The sequence below is a fragment of the Sphingobium lactosutens genome (genome assembly GCF_013393185.1).
Lineage (GTDB): Bacteria > Pseudomonadota > Alphaproteobacteria > Sphingomonadales > Sphingomonadaceae > Sphingobium > Sphingobium lactosutens_A.
Genome location: NZ_QJQX01000054.1, coordinates 159,531 through 181,988, shown reverse-complemented (window position 1 = coordinate 181,988; position 22,458 = coordinate 159,531). Strand labels below are relative to the sequence as shown.

At 65.8% G+C, this 22,458-nt stretch carries 21 protein-coding genes and 1 pseudogene; 12 read left to right on the top strand and 10 right to left on the bottom strand.

The annotated features are described in order from the left end of the window. Nucleotides 1-25 precede the first annotated feature (25 nt). The gene (locus tag DM806_RS14800) at nt 26-2,713 is read right to left on the bottom strand and encodes an Rne/Rng family ribonuclease (protein WP_218647499.1); all 2,688 of its coding nucleotides are present in this window, start codon (nt 2,711-2,713) and stop codon (nt 26-28) included. 523 nt (nt 2,714-3,236) lie between these two features. Between DM806_RS14800 and DM806_RS14795 the strand changes: the two genes are divergently transcribed. Together DM806_RS14795 and DM806_RS14790 are read left to right on the top strand one after the other, a co-directional pair. Then, nucleotides 3,237-4,517 (top strand): N-acetylmuramoyl-L-alanine amidase, encoded by a 1,281-nt coding sequence (locus tag DM806_RS14795; protein WP_179043947.1) that lies wholly within the window; start codon nt 3,237-3,239, stop codon nt 4,515-4,517. Nucleotides 4,518-4,623: 106 nt separating this feature from the next. After that, nucleotides 4,624-7,167 (top strand): penicillin-binding protein 1A, encoded by a 2,544-nt coding sequence (locus DM806_RS14790; RefSeq protein WP_179043946.1) that lies wholly within the window; start codon nt 4,624-4,626, stop codon nt 7,165-7,167. Between the two features lie 105 nt (nt 7,168-7,272). On the opposite strand, the gene DM806_RS14785 is transcribed toward DM806_RS14790, so the two are convergent. The 8 genes and pseudogenes from DM806_RS14785 to DM806_RS14750 form a co-directional block, all read right to left on the bottom strand. Continuing rightward, nucleotides 7,273-8,019, bottom strand: a complete 747-nt coding sequence (locus DM806_RS14785; RefSeq protein ID WP_179044192.1) for a hypothetical protein — start codon at nt 8,017-8,019, stop codon at nt 7,273-7,275. Between the two features lie 128 nt (nt 8,020-8,147). Further along, on the bottom strand, nt 8,148-8,843 hold the full coding sequence (locus tag DM806_RS14780; protein WP_179043945.1) for an ATP12 family chaperone protein: 696 nt from the start codon (nt 8,841-8,843) through the stop codon (nt 8,148-8,150). After that, a complete protein-coding gene (locus tag DM806_RS14775; protein ID WP_179043944.1) occupies nt 8,840-9,100 on the bottom strand; it encodes a hypothetical protein in 261 nt (86 codons plus the stop codon). Before DM806_RS14775 ends, DM806_RS14780 begins: the two co-directional genes overlap by 4 nt. Continuing rightward, the gene (locus DM806_RS14770; protein ID WP_179043943.1) at nt 9,097-9,753 is read right to left on the bottom strand and encodes an HAD-IA family hydrolase; all 657 of its coding nucleotides are present in this window, start codon (nt 9,751-9,753) and stop codon (nt 9,097-9,099) included. The genes DM806_RS14775 and DM806_RS14770 overlap by 4 nt, the downstream gene beginning before the upstream one ends. Nucleotides 9,754-9,763: 10 nt before the next feature. Next, a pseudogene (locus tag DM806_RS14765) lies at nt 9,764-10,440 on the bottom strand (FMN-binding negative transcriptional regulator). Continuing rightward, nucleotides 10,382-11,782 carry an RluA family pseudouridine synthase gene (locus tag DM806_RS14760; protein ID WP_179043942.1) on the bottom strand — a complete coding sequence of 467 codons (1,401 nt, stop codon included), beginning with the start codon at nt 11,780-11,782 and terminating at the stop codon, nt 10,382-10,384. The pseudogene DM806_RS14765 and the gene DM806_RS14760 overlap by 59 nt, the downstream one beginning before the upstream one ends. Continuing rightward, entirely contained in the window at nt 11,779-12,165 is a 387-nt protein-coding gene (crcB, locus tag DM806_RS14755) for a fluoride efflux transporter CrcB (RefSeq protein WP_179043941.1), read from the bottom strand. The genes DM806_RS14760 and crcB overlap by 4 nt, the downstream gene beginning before the upstream one ends. A 44-nt stretch (nt 12,166-12,209) precedes the next feature. Next, on the bottom strand, nt 12,210-13,169 hold the full coding sequence (locus tag DM806_RS14750) for a DMT family transporter (RefSeq protein WP_179043940.1): 960 nt from the start codon (nt 13,167-13,169) through the stop codon (nt 12,210-12,212). A 79-nt stretch (nt 13,170-13,248) separates the two neighbouring features. On the opposite strand from DM806_RS14750, the gene DM806_RS14745 reads away from it, so the two are divergent. Next, the gene (locus DM806_RS14745; protein ID WP_256869327.1) at nt 13,249-13,755 is read left to right on the top strand and encodes an Lrp/AsnC family transcriptional regulator; all 507 of its coding nucleotides are present in this window, start codon (nt 13,249-13,251) and stop codon (nt 13,753-13,755) included. Nucleotides 13,756-13,765: 10 nt separating this feature from the next. Here the strand turns inward: DM806_RS14745 and DM806_RS14740 are convergent, their stop codons facing one another. Then, a complete protein-coding gene (locus DM806_RS14740) occupies nt 13,766-14,509 on the bottom strand; it encodes a hypothetical protein (protein ID WP_179043939.1) in 744 nt (247 codons plus the stop codon). Between the two features lie 159 nt (nt 14,510-14,668). Between DM806_RS14740 and DM806_RS14735 the strand changes: the two genes are divergently transcribed. From DM806_RS14735 to DM806_RS14695, 9 genes are all read left to right on the top strand, one after another. After that, nucleotides 14,669-14,890, top strand: coding sequence for a hypothetical protein (locus DM806_RS14735; protein ID WP_179044190.1), 222 nt, complete (start codon nt 14,669-14,671; stop codon nt 14,888-14,890). 17 nt (nt 14,891-14,907) lie between these two features. After that, nucleotides 14,908-15,789 carry an EamA family transporter RarD gene (gene rarD, locus DM806_RS14730; protein WP_179043938.1) on the top strand — a complete coding sequence of 294 codons (882 nt, stop codon included), beginning with the start codon at nt 14,908-14,910 and terminating at the stop codon, nt 15,787-15,789. A gap of 86 nt (nt 15,790-15,875) precedes the next feature. Beyond that, nucleotides 15,876-16,613, top strand: a complete 738-nt coding sequence (ygfZ, locus tag DM806_RS14725; RefSeq protein ID WP_179043937.1) for a CAF17-like 4Fe-4S cluster assembly/insertion protein YgfZ — start codon at nt 15,876-15,878, stop codon at nt 16,611-16,613. Next, nucleotides 16,610-17,356, top strand: a complete 747-nt coding sequence (locus tag DM806_RS14720; RefSeq protein WP_179043936.1) for a glutaminyl-peptide cyclotransferase — start codon at nt 16,610-16,612, stop codon at nt 17,354-17,356. Before ygfZ ends, DM806_RS14720 begins: the two co-directional genes overlap by 4 nt. Before the next feature lie 230 nt (nt 17,357-17,586). Further along, on the top strand, nt 17,587-17,955 hold the full coding sequence (gene rpsM, locus DM806_RS14715; RefSeq protein WP_007707977.1) for a 30S ribosomal protein S13: 369 nt from the start codon (nt 17,587-17,589) through the stop codon (nt 17,953-17,955). Nucleotides 17,956-18,046: 91 nt separating this feature from the next. Next, nucleotides 18,047-18,436, top strand: coding sequence for a 30S ribosomal protein S11 (gene rpsK / locus DM806_RS14710; protein ID WP_004208752.1), 390 nt, complete (start codon nt 18,047-18,049; stop codon nt 18,434-18,436). A gap of 121 nt (nt 18,437-18,557) precedes the next feature. Continuing rightward, entirely contained in the window at nt 18,558-19,619 is a 1,062-nt protein-coding gene (locus DM806_RS14705) for a DNA-directed RNA polymerase subunit alpha (protein ID WP_179043935.1), read from the top strand. A 121-nt stretch (nt 19,620-19,740) separates the two neighbouring features. After that, nucleotides 19,741-20,166 (top strand): 50S ribosomal protein L17, encoded by a 426-nt coding sequence (gene rplQ, locus DM806_RS14700; protein WP_179043934.1) that lies wholly within the window; start codon nt 19,741-19,743, stop codon nt 20,164-20,166. A 102-nt stretch (nt 20,167-20,268) separates the two neighbouring features. Continuing rightward, the gene (locus tag DM806_RS14695; protein ID WP_179043933.1) at nt 20,269-22,437 is read left to right on the top strand and encodes a prolyl oligopeptidase family serine peptidase; all 2,169 of its coding nucleotides are present in this window, start codon (nt 20,269-20,271) and stop codon (nt 22,435-22,437) included. Nucleotides 22,438-22,458: the final 21 nt, after the last annotated feature.

Sequence of the window (22,458 nt, the reverse complement as noted above, 5' to 3'; positions counted from 1 at the left end):
GCTCGTTCATCAGTGCGTCCGGACCTTATTGGCCGAAGGTGCGCTGCCACCAGCCACGGCGCGGCGTGCCGTCTTCGTTTGTTCCCTCATCCGCGGCATCCTGCCCGGCGGGCACGGCATCAGCGGATTCGGCGACGGGCGCCTCGACCACGGCCGTGGCGTCCGCCGCGGCCTCAGCCACAGGCTCGACCACCTTCTTCTTGCGGGGCGCGCGCTTGGGCTTGGCAGAAGCGGCTTCCATCGCCGCTTCCTCGACGGCGGGCGCCGCTTCGGCTTCGGCGACAGGCTCCGCTACCTTCTTCTTGCGGGGCGCACGCTTGGGCTTGGCCGGCGCTTCGGGTGCAGCTTCCTCGACCGCGGCTTCAACCGGAGCCTCCACCGCTCCCACCGGGGCAGCGCCCTCGGCCACGGCTTCCGGCTCGGCTTTCTTGCGCGCGCGCGGACGGCGGCGGGCCTTGGGCGCGACCTCCGCCGCTTCCTCGGCCACGGCGACGACCGGCGCCTCTTCCGCCACAGGTTCGGCCGCCGCTTGCGCGTCCACGGCGTCCTCGACCGATTCGCTTTCCTCCGTCACGCCCGCTTCGCCGCCTTCACGACGACGGCGACCGCCACGACGGCCCCGGCGACCACGACGGCGCGCGCCGGCATCTTCGTCACCCGCTTCGCTGGAGTCGGCCACGACCGCCTCGCCTTCCTCGGCAACATCCTCGTCGGATTCGACAGCTTCAGCGTCCTCGCCGTCCTCGCCCTCTTCCTCGGTCGAGCCATCGGCGCGATTTTCCTCGCGCTGGCCACCGCGACGACGGCGGCGGCGGCGGCGGCGGCGGCCACCATCACGGTCCTCGCCACGATCGCCACGCGCTTCGCGTTCGGCAGCCTCTTCGACTTCCTCGACCTCGGCCTCTTCCTCTTCTTCCTCTTCTTCGGGAAGATCGGCGTCATCCTCTTCCTCGGCGAGCGGGGCATAGGAAACCACGCGCTCGGGACGCGGGCCGCTGGCCTCGACCGACATGCGCGCGCCTTCGATCTCGCCATCGGGCAGGATCACGATCGTCACGCCATAGCGCTGCTCGATCTCGTCCAGCTCGCGACGCTTGTTGTTGAGGACGTAGAAGGCCGCTTCCTGGCTCGCGCGCAGCGTGATGATGCTGCCGCGGCCACGGGCCGCTTCCTCTTCCAGCATGCGCAGTGCGCCAAGGCCGGCTGACGACGCGGTGCGGACGAGGCCGGTGCCTTCGCAATGCGGACATTGGCGGGTCGACGCTTCCAGCACGCCGGTGCGCAGCCGCTGGCGGCTCATTTCCATGAGGCCGAAGCCCGAGATGCGGCCGACCTGAATGCGGGCGCGATCGTCCTTCAGCGCCTCCTTCATCGCCTTCTCGACCTTACGGATGTTGGAGTTCATCTCCATGTCGATAAAGTCGATGACGACCAGGCCCGCCATGTCGCGCAGGCGCAGCTGGCGCGCGATTTCGCGGGCGGCCTCCAGATTGGTGGCGACGGCGGTCTGCTCGATGCCATGTTCGCGGGTCGAACGGCCCGAGTTGATGTCGATCGACACCAGTGCCTCGGTCGGGTTGATGACCAGATAGCCGCCGGACTTGAGCTGCACGACGGGGTTGTACATCGCTGCCAGCTGATCCTCGACGCTGGCGCGCTGGAACAGCGAGACGGCGTCGGCATATTGCTTCACGCGCCGGGCATGGCTCGGCATCAGCAGCTTCATGAAGTCCTTGGCGGCCTTGTAGCCATGCTCGCCCTCGACGATCACTTCCTCGATATCCTTGTTGTAGATATCGCGGATCGCGCGCTTGATGAGGTCGCTGTCGTTATGGATCAGCGCGGGCGCGTCGGACTTGAGCGTCTGTTCGCGAATCTCGTCCCACAGGCGGGCGAGATAGTCGAAGTCGCGCTTGATCTCCGGCTTGGTGCGCTGGAGACCGGCGGTGCGGACGATGCAGCCCATGGTGGACGGCAGCGCCATTTCGGCGATGATCGTCTTCAGCCGCTTGCGATCGGCGGCGTTGCTGATCTTGCGCGAAATGCCGCCACCATGGCTGGTGTTGGGCATCAGCACGCAATAGCGGCCGGCAAGCGACAGATAGGTGGTCAGCGCCGCGCCCTTGTTGCCGCGCTCTTCCTTGACGACCTGGACCAGCAGCACCTGACGGCGCTTGATAACGTCCTGGATCTTGTAGCGGCGGCGCAGCGCCATGCGCTTGCGGCGCAGTTCGTCGGCGGCGTCATCGCCCTTGCCGCCGCCCCGGCGACGGTTTCCACTCTTGGCGGCTTCGGGCGCCTCGCCCTCGGCATGGTCCTCATCATCATGATGATGGGTTGCCTCGACGACTTCGACGCCGTCCTCGCCATGATGGCCTTCATCGTCATCATCATAGTCGGCGCGCAGCGCGGCCTCTTCCTCGGCGTGGGCGCGTTCCTCGCGCAGCAGCGCCTCGCGGTCCTCGCGCGGGATCTGATAATAGTCGGGGTGGATTTCGCTGAAAGCGAGGAAGCCGTGGCGGTTGCCGCCATAATCCACGAACGCCGCCTGGAGCGAAGGCTCCACGCGGGTCACTTTGGCCAGATAGATATTGCCCTTGAGCTGCTTGTGCTCGGCCGATTCGAAATCGAATTCCTCGATCCGGTTACCCTTGACGACCGCGACCCGGGTCTCTTCCCGGTGGCGCGCGTCGATCAGCATACGCATTGTCATGTATTAATCTCCGGCGTGGGCAGGCTGCGGCACGGGGCCGCGCCGCCACGCGATAGTGAAGGGACGGCCGGGCGCGCTCCAATGTGGGCGCGGATGTCGGCGACGTCCGGGTTTGAAGGAAAAACTTCGCGTCTGCTGCGTCGGCAGGGCCGGACAAGGCGCCGGGCCGGACCATCCACGCCGTTGCGCCCGTGACCGGGGCAAGCGTGGAAGGAAATTCATGCCTCATGCAGCGTCAACCTGTTTGCGTCATCGACAGGGGTGCGATCCCGCGCCGGCCGATGCTTATATCATTGCCCCGAAAGGCCCGCCTCAATGGGCATGTCTTTCAGTTATGTGAATGGGTAGCAGCCAAAAACCCCCGGAGCAACGGGTGGCGGAAATAATGTGACATGTCCGGCCGTCCCTGACGCCCTTTAAGCCAATCATGATGAAGATGATATTAACTCTCTCATTTTACGTAGGCAAAAGGTGCCATCCTTAATCCGATATTCAGCGTGGGGACGCTGGACGGATTAACGTCATGAAATTTGGCTGGACGGCCGATCACCATGCGTTGCACAAGCGGCGCATGTTTCAGAGCCTTGCCCTGGCAGGCAGCCTCCTGTTTGCCGCCCCCGGCAGCGCGGGGGGCATTTCCGGCGTCGATGTGCTGGGCGACCGGGTGATCGTGCGCTTCGACGAGCGGGTCGACGGCGCGTCGGCTTTCCTGCTGGATGCGCCGCGCCGGATCGCGCTCGACATCGATGGCGCGCAGATGGGGCGCTTCAACTTTTCGCCGGGCAATGGCGCGATCGCGTCGGTGCGGCAGGGGCAGCTGAACGACGGCACCGCGCGCGTGGTGCTGGACCTCGCCTCCCCCGCGACACTGGGCAATGCGCAGATCGCACCGGACGGCAAGTCGCTCAGCTTCTCGCTGCAAAACATCAGCGACAATCGGTTCCGCAGCGAGATGGGCAAGGGCCGCACGCGCTTCGATGCGCCCGCCGACATGGCGGCACGCCCGCAAAAGCGCCTCCATTCGATCAGCGTGCCGATCCCCGCCGCCGCGCGTGGCGTCGCATTGCCCCGCGTGCAGGGCGCCAATGACGGCACAAGGCCGCTGGTGGTGATCGATGCGGGCCATGGCGGCCATGATCCGGGCGCGATCAACCGGGAAAATGGCAAGCGCGAAAAGGATGTCACCCTGGCCATCGCGCAGGCGATCCGCGACCAGTTGCTGCGGTCGGGCCGGGTACGTGTTGCACTGACCCGCGACGATGATCGCTTCCTGATCCTTCAGGAACGCTATGGCATCGCCCGCAAGCTGGGCGCGGACCTGTTCATCTCGGTCCATGCCGATGCGGCCGAAAATGCCGACGCCCATGGCGCCACGGTCTACACCCTGTCGGAAACGGCGTCCGACCGCGAGGCGGCAAGACTTGCCGCGCGGGAGAACAAGGCCGACATCATCAACGGCGTGAACCTCGGCAGCCAGTCGGGCGACGTGTCTTCGATCCTGATCGACCTGACCCAGCGCGAATCGCTCAACATCTCGGCCAATTTCGCCCGGCTGTTGCAGCGGGAAGCGGCGCCCTATGTGCCCTTCCGCAGCGCCTATCACCGCTTCGCCTCGCTGATGGTGCTGAAAGCGCCCGACACCCCTTCGGTGCTGTTCGAAACCGGCTATATCAGCAATGCCGACGATGCCGCCTTCTTATCTTCGCGCGAGGGGCAGGACAGGATCGCCCGCGGCGTCGCCCGCGCGATCGAGGTGCATTTCGCCCGCAAGCTGGCGATGCGTGGGAGTGCGGCGGGGGGATAATCTACGCAGCGATGCTGAACGGAAAGGGGAAGTCGAAGCCGAGTTAAGTCGGATCGCATCATCCCCACTGGCCTTGGCGACATTTTGACCCTAGAGCCTCTTTCCCATGGAAGAGGCCCGTTCCGAAACCGCCCCGACGTCTACCGCCTATCGCCTGCGCCGCGACGCCGGCGGCTTTCTGGGCCGGCTCCGTCCGCTCTGGGGTCGCCGCCTGTTCCGCTGGGCCGCGATCCTGCTGGGCGGTTTCCTGCTCGCCTGCTTCCTGTTCTGGCTGATCTTCGCACGCGGGCTGCCCGATGCGGCGACGCTGCTGGAATATGAGCCGCCGCTGCCGACCATGGTGCGCGACATCAACGGCCAGCCGGTTCACAGCTACGCCCGCGAACGGCGCGTGCAGCTGCAATATAGCGATTATCCGCCGCTGCTGATCCGCGCCTATCTGGCCGCCGAGGACAAGACTTTCTTCGAGCATCATGGCGTCGACTTCCCCGGCTTCGCAGGCGCAGTCTTCGACTATGCCAGCAAGCTGGGATCGGGCCAGCGCGCCCGTGGCGGTTCCACCATCACCCAGCAGGTGGCGAAGAATCTGCTGATCGGCGACGAATATTCGCCCACGCGCAAGGTGAAGGAAATGATCCTCGCCTGGCGCATGGAAAATGTCCTGTCCAAGCAGCAGATCCTCGAACTCTACCTCAACCAGATCTTCCTGGGCCGCAACGCCTATGGCGTGCAGGCCGCATCGCGCGCCTATTTCGACAAGGATGTCGCGGACCTGACCCTGCCCGAAATGGCCTATCTTGCCATCCTGCCCAAGGGACCGGCCAATTACCGCCCCGAAAGCCAGACCGGCCATGCCCGCGCGATCGATCGCCGCAACTGGGCGCTTGGCGAAATGGAGAAGAATGGCTGGATCACCGCCGCCCAGCGCGACGCCGCGATCGCCATGCCGCTCGGCACCGTCGCCGCCCACGGCTCCAGCTTCGATGCCCGCGCCGGCGGCTATTATATGGAAGAGGTGCGCCGCCGCCTGATCCAGCTGTTCGGCGAAAAGGCGGAAGATGGCTCCAACAGCGTCTATGCCGGTGGCCTGTGGGTGCGCAGCCCCTATGACCCTGTGGTGCAGGACAATGTGTCGACCGCGCTGCGCAACGGCCTGCTACGCTTCGACGCGGGTCGCGGCTGGTCCGGCCCGATCGCGCATCTCGATATCGACAAGGGCTGGGAACGCGAACTCGCCGCCAGCTATGTCGACGTCGACTATGCCGGGTGGCGCGTCGCGGTGATCGTCAGCCGCTCCTCCTCCGACGCGCAGATCGGCTTTGCCGACGGGTCGACCGGAACGCTGCCCGCCGGGTCGGCGCAACTGCCCTATCGCAAGAGCGGCGGCCCGGCCTTCTTGGCGATGAAGCCTGGCGACCTGATCGTCGTCGCGCGCAACGGATCGAGCTGGGCGCTGCGCAACATCCCCGAAGTGTCGGGCGGCATGGTCGCGCAGGAAGTCCATTCGGGCCGCATCCGCGCGATGCAGGGCGGCTTCGATTCGCGCCTTTCCTCCTACAATCGCGCGACGCAGGCGCTGCGCCAGCCGGGTTCGACCATCAAGCCCTTCGTCTATGCCGCCGCGCTCGACAATGGCATGACCCCAGCGTCGATCATCGTCGATGGCCCCTTGTGCGTCTATCAGGGTGCGGGCCTCGGCCAGAAATGTTTCCGGAACTTCTCCGGCGGCAGCGCCGGGCCGCAGACGATGCGCTGGGGCGTGGAGCAGTCGCGCAACCTGATGACCGTGCGCGCCGCCAGCCAGACCGGCATGGACCGCGTCGTGCGCACCATCAAGGCGATGGGCATCGGCGATTATCAGCCCTATCTCTCCTTCGCCTTGGGCGCGGGCGAGACGACCGTAGAGCGCATGGTGAATGCTTATGCGACGCTGGCCAACCAAGGCCGCCAATTCCCGTCCAAGGTGATGGACTATGTGCAGGACCGCCGCGGCAAGGTGATCTGGCCGCAGCGCTGGCGCCCGTGTGACGGCTGCAACATGGCGAACTGGGACGGCAAGCCGATGCCCCGCTTCGGCATGGAGGGTAAGCAGGTGATGAACCCGATGACCGCCTATCAGGTCGTCCACATTACCGAAGGCGTGATCCAGCGCGGCACCGCGACGGTGTTGGCGGACCTCAAGCGCCCGCTGTTCGGCAAGACCGGCACCACCAACGGCCCGACCAATGTCTGGTTCGTGGGCGGGTCGCCCGATATCGTCGCGGGCGTCTATATCGGCTACGACCAGCCGCGCAGCCTGGGCGGCTGGGCGCAGGGCGGCCGTATCGCCGCACCGATCTGGAAGGCGGCGATGGCCCCGGTGCTGGAAACCATGCCCAAGACGCCCTTCGTCGCGCCGGCCGGCATCCGCATGGTCGCGATCGATCGCCGTTCGGGCAAGCGCGTCTATGGCGCATGGCCCGGCACCGATCCCAAGCCCGCAATCATCTGGGAAGCGTTCAAGCCCGAATCCGAGCCACGCCGCTCGATCCGCAAGGAAGAGGCCGAGGAACAGGCCAAGGTTGCCGCCGCCCGTGCTGCATCGGCCGTGTCGGCCGGTCGCCGCCGCACCGACGCGGACTTCCTGGAGGGCCAGGGCGGCATCTACTGACGGGATCGGATCGGATCGAAGCGTGCCGGTCCGGGCGCCCTTCCCCCAATGAAACAGGGCTGAAGCATCGCTTCGGCCCCGTTTCCTTATCTCGCGCTTGTTGGTTTAGCCCGCATTTGCCCCGGTAATCGCCGCGATCGAGGGCTTGTTCGCAGCGTCGATCGATCCGTCGGCGGTCATCGCCTTGCCCATGCCGATGACTTCGTCGCGCAGCCCTTCCTCCATCGAGGTCTGGCTGGCCCCGATAAGGGCGGATAGAAGGATATTCTTGGCCGCGGCGTCGGCAGGCTGTTCCGATACGGACTTGCGCGCCAGCGGCAGCGCCTCCTGATAATAGGGATCGGCGCCGTCGGTATCGCTCGCCGCCAGCTTTTCGTTGCCGACCTGGATGAGGATGCCAGCCAGGATGTTGCGGCTGGCCGCATCGGTCGGCTTGGCTTCCACCAGCGTGCGCCAGTGCGGCAGCGATTCGTCGTAGAGCGCGATCAGCTTGTCCATCTGGCCCAGCGCGCCATAGGCGGCAGCGTCGGCATACAGCGCGTTGGCGAGGAAATTCACATTGTCGATCTTGGTCGGATCGGCTGCCACCGCCGTGCGGATGGCGGGCATGGCCGCGTCATATTTGGCGACCGCGGCGGCATTGTCGCCGGTCTGCTGTGCGCTCTGCCCGGCGGTGAAGTCGGTCACGGCCTGATTGAAGGCGGCGATTTCGTCCGGCGTCAGGTCCCTGACGACAGGCGCCGCCGAAGCTGCAGGCTCGGTCGGCGCAGCGTCGACCGGGGCGCTCTGGGGTGCGGGGGCCTGCTGCGCCAGCGCCGGCGCAGCAAGCGCCAGCGGCGCCGAAACGGTCATCAGAACAAACTTGGCAAATCGAGCCAATGTCAGGGTCTCCTTGATCGATGGCGTTGGATCGTTCCAACGCAGATGTCGCGCGGCCCAACCCCTTCAATGAACGAAGGAATAGCCCGGTTCCGACTCTTTCAGTTTCGGTTCATCGCGCAAAAGGCTCCGGCCATGGAAAAATCAACGCGGCGGTGCGCGGCGCGCGCCGATGCCTCGGCATCCTCGCCCCATTGCTCGACCTGCCAGGCCTCGTCGATCTCCGCCGCCTGCCAGATCGCATCGATGTCGTGGCCACCCTCGACCAGCGCAAGCCCGCAGACCAGCGAGCCGCTGATCGTCACCAGGGTCGCCAGGCCGGTAAGGGTGAAGGGATCGAGCGTCGTTACCGCCGCACCGAGCCGGGCCAGCGTCTCGTCCGGCTGCGGCACCGGGATGATTCCCTGCGTCACCACGAAGGTCACGTCGTAGCGTGCCCGCGCCCAGTCGAGCAGCGGATCCCAGGCCGCCGCCTGCCGCGCGACCAGCGTATCGGGACCATCGGCGCGATAGCAGAGCAGGTCGCTCTGCGCATAACGGACCACCCCGGCGGCGAAGTCCGCCTTGTTGGTCGCAACATGATCGATCGCGGCATTGGCGAGACCGGTGATCGGCATGGAGGCCGGATCGACCGCCTCCCCCTGCGCGCGCCATTCGGCCGCGATTGCTTCCGCAAGAGCAGGCGTGGGCAGCGCCAGCAGCGCGCGGGCGGGCGTGCGGACCGGACGGCCGTCGAGCTGGATCGACAATCCCTCTTCGGCCGCGACCACGGCCACATCCTTGTAGAAACGCTTCATTGCGGAGGCCTCTGGCGGAACAGCGCCAGCAGCAGGCGCGGGACGACGATGAACTGAACGAGTCCGGTGACGACCATGATGGCGCCGAACGCCTTGGCCCTGTCGCCCTGAACCCAGGAAAAGCGCTGCATGATGGCAAGGAAACCGAACATGACGATGAAGGCGCCGGACAGGCGGAACAGGCCGATGGCGAAATGACGCTGGCGCGCGACCTTGTCCGGGTCGGCTGGCGGGGGCGGCGGAATTATGTCGGTCATGGCGCGCCGATATGGCCGCGCAACTCCCTGCTGTCCATCGCTACTGCATGGGCGCCTGCCGTCACCAGATCACCGGGCGCATGATAGCCCCAGCCGACGCCGATCGTCCGCGCGCCGGCCGCCAGGCCCATGTCGATGTCGAAGCTGGTGTCGCCGATCATCACCGTGGTTTCCGGGGCTGCGCCAGCTTCGGCCATGGCGGTCTGGAGCATGGAGGGATGCGGCTTGGACGGGTGCCGGTCGGCGGTCTGCAGCGTCACGAACCGATCGAACAGGCCATGATGGGTCAGGCAGAGATGGAGGCCGCGATCGGACTTGCCAGTCGCCACGCCCAGCAGCCAACCGGCATCGTCCAGATCCTCCACCAGTTCGGCAATGCCGGGATAAAGCGGTTCCGACACCGCATTTTCGCGCCGCAGCGCGTGGAAGGCCAGCTTGTAGCGTTCGGCCAGATGATCGTGAAAGTCGCTTTCCGCATCCGGCAACAGCCGCGCCATCGCCACCGGGAGCGACAATCCCACCACCGCCAGCGTCGCCAGCCGTTCAGGCGGGGTCAGCTTCGCCTCCTCGAAAGCGCGCACCATGGCGGTACAGATACTGTGCTGACTGTCCACCAGCGTGCCATCACAGTCGAAAACAACCAGCTTGTTCATGGGCGATTGCTCATGCGTCGTCCAACGTCCCCTTCATCAGCGCGGCAATGGCGGTATCGCCCGCCGCCGCCATTCCGTCCGCCGCCGCCGCACGCGCGGCCGGCACCTTGTTCTGGCCCAGTTTGCATGTGCCGCGCCAGTCCGTGACGGTCATCTGATAGCCGATGATTGCCCCCGCCATCCGGTCGAACAGGCCGGGCGTCATTTTGTTCCGGGTCCAGACCGGTTTTGGCGCGAGCCGCGTCTCGCTATCGAACGACAGGGCGTCGATCAGGTCGGGCAGCGCTTCGGCCGGAAGCGCACGCACATCGCCCTCCAATTCGGCGGCGACATAGTTCCAGGTCGGCACCTGGTCCTCCAGCCCATACCAGTCCGGGCTGACATAGCCGTGCGGCCCGTTCGCCACGAACAACGCCGCGCGCCGTCGATATGGGGGGCCAGCCGGTTGCCGCGCGACAGGTGAAAGCCGATCCGCGTCTCGTCGAGCCAGATGACCGGCACATGCGCCACCGCCGGGCCGTCCGGCGTCTGCGCGAAGAGCATCCCGAACCGCTGCGCGCCCACGAAGGCGCGCAGCTCATCCTCATCCCGCCAGCGGAACTTGGGATCGGGATGCACCCCTGCTCCCTCAGCGCGATCCGCGCGACCGGCGCTCGCCCTTGCGGCCCTTGCGGATCTGCTTGGCATGTTGGCGCGCGAACTTCTTCTCGTCCTCACGGGTCGGGGTCCGGTCGATCTCATCGTCCAGCGGCAGGTCGCCGAGGCTGAGGTCGAAGCCCAGTTCGTGCAGGCTGTTGGCAAAGTGCGTCGGAAGCTCCGCCGTCACGTCGACCCGGCCACCATCTGGATGGTCGACCCGGATGCGGCGGGCGTGCAGGTGCATCTTGCGGCTGATCGTGCCGCTCAGGAACGCTTCCTTGCCGCCATATTTGCCGTCGCCAACGATGGGATGGCCGATCGCGGCCATATGCACGCGCAGCTGGTGAGTGCGCCCGGTATGGGGTTGCAGCTCGACCCAGGCGGCGCGATTGCCGGCGCGCTCGATCACGCGATAGCGCGAGCGGGCGGGCAGGCCCTCTTCCTCGTCCACATGCATTTTTTCGCCACCGGTGCCCGGCTGCTTGGCGAGCGGTAGTTCAATCATGCCGTCGTTGATAGAGGGCACGCCCATCACCAGCGCCCAATAGACTTTGCGCGCCGTGCGGCTGGAAAAGGCCTTGGCGAAATGGGCGGCGGAGCGGCTGGTGCGCGCGAGCAGCAGTGCGCCCGACGTGTCCTTGTCCAGCCGGTGGACCAGCTTGGGCCGCGATTCCGCGTCGAACAGCAGGCCGTCGAGCAGCTTGTCGACATGCTCGTCGGTCTTGGTCCCGCCCTGCGTCGCGAGGCCCGGCGGCTTGTTGATGACGATCGCCTGATCGTCCCTGTGGATCACCATGTCCTGCGCATAGGCGATCTCGTCCGGGGTTAGGTCGATCACGCGGACGCGCTTGGGTTTCTCCGCCGCTTCGGGCTTCGCTTCGGCGGGCGGCACGCGGATCATCTGGCCTTCGGTGATCCGATCGCCCGGCGCGGCGCGCGCGCCATCGACGCGCAACTGCCCGGTCCGCGACCAGCGCGACACCAGATTGAAGCCGACATCGGGCAGATGCCGCTGGAACCAGCGGTCGAGGCGGATGCCGTCATCGTCCGCCTTCACCCGGAACTGGCGCACGTCCAGCGACACGCCCTTGGCGGGGTTCGCCTTGGCAGGGGCGGCCTTGGCCGGGGCAGGCTTCGCCGCAGCAGCCGCCGATTTGGTCGCAGCCGGCGTTCTGGGCTTGAAGGCCGGCTTGCCGCCGTCACTCTTGCGCGGACCGGACGGCTTGCCGCGCCCATATGCACCGTCAGGCTTGCGATCGCCGGGTTTGCGATCGGCCGCCTTGCGATCCGAAGGCCGCCCGCCCGCAGGCTTGCCGCTACGCGGGCCGGCGCCGCGTGCGCCATTGCCGGACGAACCGGCGCCGCTCTTGCCCGGAGGACGCCCCTTCATGCCGCGGCACTCCGCATGACGGTCAGGCCCAGCGCCAGCGCGCCGACCGCGCCGATCACCGACGCCACCGCATAGCCCATGGCCAGCGCAGCCTGGCCGCGCTCGATCATCAGCATCGTTTCCAGGCTGAAGGCGGAAAAGGTCGTGAAGCCGCCCAGCACACCCACGCCCAGCAACAGGCGGATCGGCTCACCCGACACACTGCTGCCGCGCGCGAGCCATCCGGCCAGCAGCCCCATGGCGAAACCGCCGATCAGGTTCACGGCAAAAGTACCCCAGGGCCAGGCCGCGCCGGGCATCAATTGCCCCGCCAGCCGACCGGTCAGATAGCGCGCCAGCGTGCCGACCGCGCCGCCGCCCATCACAAGAAACATATTGGTCATGAAACCCGCCCTATAGCGAAACCGCCAAAGGGGAAAGGTCGCAATCAGGCCGCGACGGTTGCTTCCGCCGGACCGGGCCGGCGATGCGCGGCGATGCAGGTGACGACGCTCGACACCACCAGCACGAACGCCGCGCCCTCCAGCAGGGTCGGCATGCGCTGCTCCCAGAGGAAACCGTAGATCAGCGCAAAGCCCGTTTCGAACAGGATCATCTGCCCCACCATGGTCAGCGGCAGCAGCCGGCTCATCCGGTTCCACAGCGCATTGCCGACGATCGAGGCCAGCAGGGCGATGCCGATCGTCACCCCCGCAAACTTGCTCCAGCCCGCCGCGTCATGCTGCCCGACGCCCAGCAGGAAAACGACCGGCAGGAACAGCAGGGCCTGCACGCCCGTCGCCAGGCCGATCAGGAAATTCCAGTCCTGCGCGGGCATGTCACCCATCCGGCGCAACCAGTGATTGTTGCCGATGGCAAAGGCGGTCCAGGAGACGAGCGCGCCGATCGCGCAGCCAAAGCCGATCAGGCGCGTCGCGACCGGCCCCGCGCCAGGCATCGCGATCGCCTGCCATCCGATGCAGAAAGCGCCCGCGATGCAAAGCAGCAGCGACGGCGCCAGCTGGCGCAACCGCACGGCGTCCGCCTGCCGACTGCCGATGATCGTCACCGCCACCGGCAGGAAGCCGACCACCAGCGATGTCATGGCGATGCCGCCCATCTGCACCGCGCTCGCCAGCAGCACATAATAAAAGAGATTGCCGGCCAGCGCGAGCCAGGCGAGCGCCCACAGGATGCGCGGCGTCATCAGCGCCCGGAGCGTGCGCCAGCGCGGTGCGACCAATAGCGCCGACATCACGCCATAGGCCAGATAGCGCCCGATCGCCTGCTCCAGCGGACTGAAGCCGCGCACGACTTCGGGCGCCAGGAACACCAGCCCCCAGAGCGCGCCTGCGCCCGCGCCGAATGCGATGCCCGCATATGTCGCGCCGTTCGATCCCCTATCCACGCGTGCCGCCTACCCTATTGCCGATAAACGGGTGATATCATCATCGTACCGGGACATGCGCTCTTGATTGGCAGGCCCAATGCAACAATTACTCGTCAGCATGACGGATAATGGTTCATCGCCTCGCCTGCTCGATTCGTTCGACAAGGCGATCCTGCGCATCCTCCAGCGCGACAACCGCACGCCCCAGCGCGCCATTGCCGAAGCCGTGCACCTCTCCGCCGCTGCCGTTCAGCGTCGTATCGCCGCGATGGAAAAGAGCGGCGTAATCGCCCGCAATGTCGCCATCGTCGATCCCGACGCGATCGGCCTGGGGATCACATCGATCGTGGAAGTCAATCTGGTCGATGAGAAGGCCGCGACGGTCGACCGCGCGAAAAAGCTATTTCGCGACGATCCCGACGTCCAGCAATGCTATTATGTCACCGGTGGCCGCAGCTTCATCATGCTGATCGTCGCGCCCGACATGCGCAGCTACGAAGCCACCACCCGCCGGCTGTTCGCCGAGAATGAATCCGTGGCGAGCTACCACAGCTATCTGGCGCTCGACCGGGTGAAGGCAGGGATGGAACTGCTTATTCCGTAAAGGCCGCGCCCTATCGTCCATTGTCCGCGATGATGTCGACGCTGGTCTTGCCGCCGGGCGCGTCGGTGAAAAGGATGAAATAGGCGCTGCCGTCGGAGCCGCGCGTGCCGCCCAGCACATGGTCGCCGCCCATGATCTTGTGTTCGCCATCATAGCCTGCCCGCCGAGCGACGGTGTAATAATAGTCCATTACGCCCTGGCGCGGCACCGGCGTCACGAAGCTGGCAGCGCGCAGGGTGCAGCCATCGGCTTCCGCGCCGGCCGCCTCGGTCAGCTGCGCGCCGGGATAGAGGGCGAAGGGTTCGGGCAGGCGCTGCGCCCATTCCGTGCCATAGTCCAGCTTCTTCGCGCAGCCGGCATTGCCGCCGCGCTGCGCTGCCTGTTCCCGCGCGACCGCGCCCAGCGTCACGGTGGACGCCATCGCCTCGCCCTGACTCGCTGCGGGCGCGGACAGCAGCTTGCCGCCGGCCTGGCGGACTGCGGTCGCCTGCGCCTTGCCGGCATCGCCACTCAGCATCGGCACTGCGCCATTGGCGGGCCTGTCCGCCGGGCGCACGGCATTGCGGTTGGCCTGGCCTACAAGCTGCGGGTCGACCACGATCGGGTCCGCCAGCGCGCCCTTGAGCGCCGGATCGGCGGCATTGTTGGTAAGCTGCGCGTCAAGCGCCGCAAGATTGGCGTCCTTGTCGCCCTTGCCGCAGGCGGCGAGCGCCAGGGCCAGCGACAACATCCCGACAGACCGAATAAGCGCCATATCTTCACTCCTTCGCCATCGGCAATGCACGGAAAATCCTTGCCCTAGTCTTTAGAGCCATGGCCGGATTGACCGATTTTTTTACGAAAGGCCAGTTTCCTGACACTGGCATCGTCCCGCTGTCTTGCTCTGGGACAGGTTGAAGGCCATGTGTTGACGATGCTCAACATCCTTTCCGGCTTCATCGGCCTTGTGACCCTTATCCTGATGATCCCGGCGGTCCTGCCGCTGCTGGGCGGACTCAACTGGCTGCTGGTGCCGATCGCCCTGTTCGGCGCGTTCGTGGGCATGTTGTCCTCGAAAAATGGCGGCCGGAATTTCTGCCTGATCGTCGCGGCCTTCGGCGCGCTGCGCCTGTTCCTGGGCGGAGGCATAATCTGACCCACGCGGAAACCGAAATGCGGCGCGGCCTGCTGGCTGCAGTCGGCGCCTATGGACTTTGGGGGCTGCTGCCGCTCTTCTTCCGGCTGCTCCACCATGTCGACCCGGTGGAGATCGTGACCCAGCGCATCCTCTGGTCGCTGCTGCTGATCCTGGGGCTGCTCGCCTTGCGGCGCGGCCTGCCGCCCTTCCTTGCCGCTTTGCGGACTCGCCGGCTGGTGCTGCCGCTGGCCGGTTCCGCGCTGATGATCGGCATCAACTGGCTGACCTATGTCTGGGCGGTCAATGGCGGTCATGTCCTGGCGGCGAGCCTGGGCTATTTCCTCAATCCGCTGGTCAATGTCACGCTGGGCGTGCTGGTGCTCAAGGAAAGGTTGCGGCGGCCGCAGATGCTGGCGATCGGCGTCGCGTCGGTCGGCGTCGTCATCCTCACCGCATCCGCCCTGACCACGCTGTGGATCAGCCTGGCGCTGGCGTTCAGCTTCGCCTTCTATGGCCTGCTCCGCAAGACGACCCCTGTTGCGCCGATGACCGGGCTGGGGGTCGAGACGCTGCTGCTCACCCCTCTGGCGATTGCCTATCTCTTCTGGGAATTTGGCCATGGCGGCATCGGCTTTGGCCAGGACATGCCGACGACCGCGCTGCTCATAGTCTCTGGCGCGGTGACGACGGTGCCGCTGGTGCTGTTCGCCATGGCGGCGCATCGCCTGCCGATGGCGACGCTGGGCCTGCTGCAATATCTCGCGCCGACGCTGCAATTCCTGTGCGGCGTGCTGCTGTTCGGCGAGAAGCTGAGCGCCGGGCAAATGGCGAGCTTCGGCCTGATCTGGATCGGCCTAATCCTCTTCGCCAGCGACGGCATCGCGACAGCGCGGCGCAACCGGGTGGCGACGGCGTAAACCGACCCGCTGCGGATACCCGCACCGATTGTGATGGGAGCGCGGACGGGCTTGGCTAAGTCGCGCCGCCGCCCTACCTAAGGCCCATGACCGGCACCACCTTGCGCGATCGCGCCATCCTCAGAATTTCGGGCGAAGAAGCCCGCCCCTTCCTTCAAGGCCTGCTGACCTGCGATGTGGTGAAGCTGACGGACGATCGGCCACGCTGGACCGGGTTGCTGACGCCGCAGGGCAAGGCGCTGTTCGACTTCATTCTGTGGGCGGATGGGGACGACGTGCTGATAGATTGCGAAGCCACCCAGGCCGACATGCTGGCGAAGCGCCTCACCCTCTATCGCTTGCGCCGCAAGGTGACGATCGCACGAGACGACGCGCTCGCCGTCCACTGGTCGTCCGATGCCCCCGGCAAGCCGCTCGACCCCCGCCTGCCAGCGCTTGGGGCTCGTTGGCTGGCGCCGGCCGGCGACGGCGACGCCTCTGCCGCCTTCCGCGCCCATCGCCTCTCGCTCGGCATTTTCGAGGGCGTGGAGGAACTCGGGCAGGACCAGATCCTCTGGCTGGAAACCAATGCGGAGGAACTGGGCGGCGTCGACTATGACAAGGGCTGCTATGTCGGGCAGGAAAATACCGCGCGGATGCATTATCGCAACAAGGTGAACCGTCGGCTGGTGGCCGTGCCGCTTGGGGCGGCGGACGAAAAGCGTCAGCGCGCCGCCCTTCCCGACCTTGGCCTGTCGATCGAGCTGCGCCGCGTCGAGACGCTCGATCCCGCCAGCCTCCCCGCCTGGCTCGCATCCGCCGTCGAAGGTCAGGCCGCCGAATGAAGCGCGTCCTGCTCGCGCTCGTCAGCGCCTTCATCCTCGCCGCACCGGCGCAGGCCGACACGCCGTGGAAGCTGGTCAAAACCTATCCCCATGACCCCACGGCCTTCACGGAAGGGCTCTTCTATCTCGATGGCGCACTCTATGAGAGCACCGGGCTGGAAGGGCAGTCGGACATCCGCAAGGTCGCGCTCAAGACCGGGAAGATCCTCCAGCGCCGCGTTCTCGACCGATCCTATTTCGGCGAGGGCATCGTCAACTGGAAGGACCGCCTCATCAGCCTGACCTGGCGCCATCGTCAGGGTTTCGTCTGGAACCTCGCCGATTTCGCGCCGCTGTCCGACTTTCGCTACGAAGGCGAAGGCTGGGGCATGACCCAGGATGGCCGCAGCCTCATCATGAGCGACGGCAGCGCGCAATTGCGCTTCCTCGATCCCGACACTCTGATCGAAGCGCGTCGCATCACCGTGGCCTGGAACGGCCGCGCCGTCGATCGCCTCAACGAACTGGAATGGGTCCGCGGCGAAATCTGGGCGAACATCTGGTATGACACGAAAATCGCCCGCATCGACCCGGCGACCGGGGCCGTGATCGACTGGATCGACATCGCGCCCTTACTGAAGGAAGCTGGCGTGAAGGACAGCGAAGCCGTCGCCAACGGTATCGCCTATGACGCGGCCACCGATCGGGTGTTCGTCACGGGCAAGAACTGGCCCAAGCTGTTCGAGATCCGGGTAAAAGGCTGACCGCATGAAACCGCGATCCTGCCGGCCAAGGAGTTGACTATTTTGGGACGAATCGCTAAAGGCGCTCCTCCCCAACACGCTGGTGAGCGGCAGTGCTTCATGCACTAGCCGTCTTTTTTGCGTCTAGGGGAATAGGAAATCGGCCGTTTTTCCTCGCCAGGGAAGGGCGGCCTGGACGCTTTGAGATAGGGTGGCGCAAGCCGTCCTGTGGAGCAGGAGATTAAATTACCATGGCACGTATTGCGGGTGTCAACATCCCGACCAACAAGCGCGTGATCATCGCGCTCACCTACATCCACGGCATCGGTCGCAAGACTGCCGTCGACCTCGCCGACAAGCTGGGCATCGACCACAGCCGCCGCGTTCAGGACCTGTCGGACGCCGAAGTCCTGCAGATCCGCGAAGCGATCGACGCCGACCTGACCGTCGAAGGCGATCTGCGTCGCGAAACCGCGATGAACATCAAGCGCCTGATGGATCTGGCCTGCTATCGCGGCCTGCGTCACCGCAAGGGCCTGCCGGTCCGCGGTCAGCGCACGCACACCAATGCGCGCACCCGCAAGGGCAAGGCGAAGCCGATCGCCGGCAAGAAGAAGTAATTCGTCCCGGGGGACGAATTACTCCGCCGGAGGCAGCGCTCCCCAAGCGAGACGCCTCCTGCGCAACCAGATTTTGTAGGAAGAGCTAATAATGGCACGCGAACCCCAGCGCATTAAGCGCCGCGAACGCAAGAACATCTCGGCCGGCGTCGCGCACGTCAACGCCAGCTTCAACAACACCATGGTGACCATCACCGACGCCCAGGGCAACGCGATCTCGTGGTCCTCGGCCGGCATGATGGGCTTCAAGGGTAGCCGCAAGTCGACCCCGTACGCCGCTCAGGTGTGCGCCGAAGACGCTGGTCGCAAGGCCGCCGAACATGGCGTCCGCACCCTCGAAGTCGAAGTGAAGGGCCCCGGTTCGGGCCGTGAATCGGCTCTGCGCGCGCTGCAGGCCGTCGGCTTCCACATCACCTCGATCCGCGACGTGACGCCGATCCCGCACAACGGCGTGCGTCCCTCCAAGCGCCGCCGCGTCTAAACGCAGCGCTGCATGACATGCGGGCGGCGGACGCGTCGCCCGTTTACCCGTTTGCATCGCCGGAACGTCCTGTCGGGTGCAGGATTTCACAAGCGTTCCGGCCCATCCCCAGGGGAAATACATGACTGTCAACATGAAGAACTGGCAGGAATTGAAGAAGCCCAACAGCCTTGAGATCAAGGCGTCGGGTGACGGCAAGCGCAAGGCGACCTTCGTTGCCGAGCCGCTGGAGCGCGGTTTCGGCCTGACGCTCGGCAATGCGCTGCGCCGGGTTCTTCTGTCCTCGCTTCAGGGCGCGGCGGTCACCTCGATCAAGATCGAGAATGTCCTGCATGAATTCTCGTCGCTTGCCGGCGTGCGCGAGGACGTGACCGACATCGTCCTCAACATCAAGCAGGTCGCGCTCCGCATGGAAGGCGAAGGCCCCAAGCGGCTGCAGCTGTCCGCCACCGGCCCGGCCGTGGTGAAGGCGGGCGACATCAGCGTCGTCGGCGACATCGAAGTGATGAACCCGGACCTGGTGATCTGCCACCTGGACCAGGGCGCGACGCTCAACATGGAACTGACCGCCGATGTCGGCAAGGGTTATGTCCCGGCCGTCGCCAACCGTCCGGCCGACGCGCCGATCGGCCTGATCCCGGTCGACGCCCTCTACTCGCCGGTGCGCCAGGTCGCCTACAAGGTCGACAATACCCGCGTCGGCCAGGAACTGGACTATGACAAGCTGTCGCTGACCGTCGATACCGACGGCACCGTCACGCCGGAAGACGCGGTGGCCTATGCCGCCCGCATCCTGCAGGACCAGCTCCAGCTGTTCGTCCACTTCGAGGACGCCCTGCCCGCCGCTGCGCCGGCCGCCGGCCATGCCGCCGCCGCCGCTTCGGAAGGCGAAAGCGACGCCAACCAGATCAACCGCTATCTGCTCAAGAAGGTGGACGAACTGGAATTGTCGGTCCGCTCGGCCAACTGCCTCAAGAACGACAACATCATCTATATCGGCGATCTGGTCCAGAAGACCGAAGCCGAGATGCTGCGCACCCCGAATTTCGGCCGCAAGTCACTGAACGAAATCAAGGAAGTGCTGTCGTCCATGGGTCTGCGCCTGGGCATGGACATCCCCGGCTGGCCGCCGGAAAATATCGAGGAAATGGCCAAGAAGCTCGAACAGGAGCTGCTGGGCTAAAAGGTGCGGGGCCGGGACGGATGTTCCGGCCCGGTTCCTTATGGGCTGACAGGCGGTGGCCCTTAACACCGCCAGGTCTGGGGTACCTCACACGGCCCCTTAACGAACGAAGGAAGATATCATGCGTCACAAGGTTGGTCATCGCAAGCTGCAGCGCAGCACCGGTCACCGCAACTCGCTGCTGCGCAACCTCGCAGCGTCGCTCATCAAGCATGAGCAGATCCTGACCGGCACCGCCAAGGCCAAGGAACTGCGTCCTTACGTCGAAAAGCTGATCACCCTCGCCAAGAAGGGTGGCCTGTCCAACCGTCGCCTGGCTTCGGCCCGTCTGCAGGACGACGTTCAGCTCGCCAAGCTGTTCGAAGTGCTCGCCGAGCGCTACAAGGACCGCAACGGCGGTTATACCCGCGTGATCAAGGCCGGCTACCGCGCTTCGGACGCGTCGCCGATCGCGATCATCGAACTGGTCGACCGCGACGTCGACGCCAAGGGTCAGGACTCCGGTCCGGTCCAGGGCGCCGATGCCGACGAGCTGGAAGAAGCGTGATCTGACCGGTCCCGATAATCGGGACTGAGTCATTTACCGACAGGCCGCGATCCCCTAGGGATCGCGGCCTGTTCTTTTTGGGAAAAGAGTGACGAAGAGAGGATGCGCGCCGCTGCCCTGATCCTGCTGCCGCTGTTGCTGGCCGCCGCTCCGGCCGTCGCACGGGCCGAAGGCGCGGCGATCGACGCCGGCGACAAGGCGTTGCGCTATCCCGTCACCCGCCGCCTCGACCTGGTCGAGGATCATTTCGGCGTGAAGGTCGCCGACCCCTATCGCTGGCTCGAAAATGACCTGCGCGCCGATCCGGCGGTGCGCGACTGGGTGGCCGAGGAGAATGCCCTCACCCGTCGCTATCTCGACGGCCTGCCGGGGCGCGAGGCGTTGAAGACGCGGATGCAGGCGCTCTTTTCCCACGGCCGCTTCACCATTCCGCGCAAGGCGGGCGGTCGTTATTTCTACGGCTACAACAAGGGCTTGCAGAATCAGACGCCACTCTATGTCCGTGAAGGACTGGACGGCAGGCAGCGCCTCCTGCTCGACCCCAATGATTGGGCGAAGGACGGCGCCAGCGCCCTTGCCGAATGGGCGCCTTCGCCTGACGGGAAATATCTGGCCTATGCGGTGCAGGACGCCGGCAGCGACTGGCGCACGCTCAAGCTGCTCGACGTCGACAGCGGCAAGATATTGGACGATGCCGTCGAATGGGTGAAATTCTCCCAGATAGCCTGGGACGGCCGCGGCGAAGGCTTTTTCTATTCCCGCTTCGCCGCGCCGCAGGAGGGCGAAGCCTTCCGGTCCGCCAATGAAGGCCAGCAAATCTTCTACCACCGCATCGGTACGGAGCAGGCCCAGGATCAACTCATCTATGCGAGTCCGGACCGTCCAACCCTCAGCCACCAGGCGCAGGTAACGGCGGACGGGCGCTGGCTGATCATCAGCTCTTTCCAGGGCATCGACCCCCGCCGGGAAATCCACGTCGCCGAACTCTCCGGTGGCCCGGTCAAGCCGCGACTGCTGGTCAAGGGGCCGGTCAATGACTGGCGACTGATCGGCAGCAAGGGTGCCACGCTCTATTTCATCACCGATCAGCGCGCCGCCCATATGCGCGTGGTGACGCTGGACGCCACCCGGCCCCGGGCAGCCGCCAGGGAACTGGTACGGGAACGGAAGGAGACTCTGGCCGGTGGCTCACTGGTCGGCAATCGCATGATCCTGGCCTATATGAGCGACGCGCAGACCGTTGCCGAACTGGTCGAACTGGACGGGCGCAAGGTCGGCGACGTGCCCTTGCCCGGCTTCGGCACGGCGGCGGGCTTTGGCGGACGCGAGGGCGATCCCGAGACTTTCTTCAGCTTTTCCGGCTTCGTCACCCCGGCCAGCATCTATCGCTTCGACACGGCGACCCAGCAATATCAGCCGTTCGCCCAGCCCGACCTGCCCTTCAATCCCGACGATTTCGGGATAGAGCAGCGCCTCTACCCGTCGAAGGACGGGACGATGATTCCGATCACCATCCTGCGCAAGAAGGTGCTGGCCGACCACGCCATCGCCGCGCCGACTATCCTCTATGGCTATGGCGGCTTCAACATCTCGCTGACGCCGGGCTATTCGGCGGTGCGCATGGCCTGGCTGGAACAGGGTGGCGCCTATGCGATCGCGAACCTGCGCGGCGGCGGCGAATATGGCAAGGCGTGGCACGACGCGGGGCGCGGCGCCAACAAGCAGAATGTCTTCGACGATTTCATCGCGGCGGGCGAATGGCTGAAGGCCAATGGCTATACGCCGCAAAACGGCCTGGCGATCGAGGGACGGTCCAATGGCGGCCTGCTGGTGGGCGCGGTGGTGAACCAGCGCCCCGACCTGTTCGCCGCCGCCCTACCGGCCGTGGGCGTCATGGACATGCTGCGCTTCGACCGCTTCACCGCCGGCCGCTACTGGATCGACGACTATGGATCGCCGGACAAGGCGGAGGATTTTCCGCTGCTCTACGGCTATTCGCCCTATCACAATATCTTGTCGGGCAAGGACTATCCGGCGATCCTCGTCACCACGGCGGATACCGACGACCGGGTCGTGCCGGCGCACAGCTTCAAATATGCCGCCGCGCTCCAGGCAGCGAATATCGGCGACCGGCCGCATCTGATCCGCATCGAAAGCCGCGCCGGCCATGGCACGGGCAAGCCGATCGACAAGCTGATCGACGAATATGCCGACAGCTATGCCTTTCTCGCGTCCTTTACGGGCCTCAGGATCGAGGCGAAGCCGGACTGAACAGCGCCTCGCGCGAAGCGT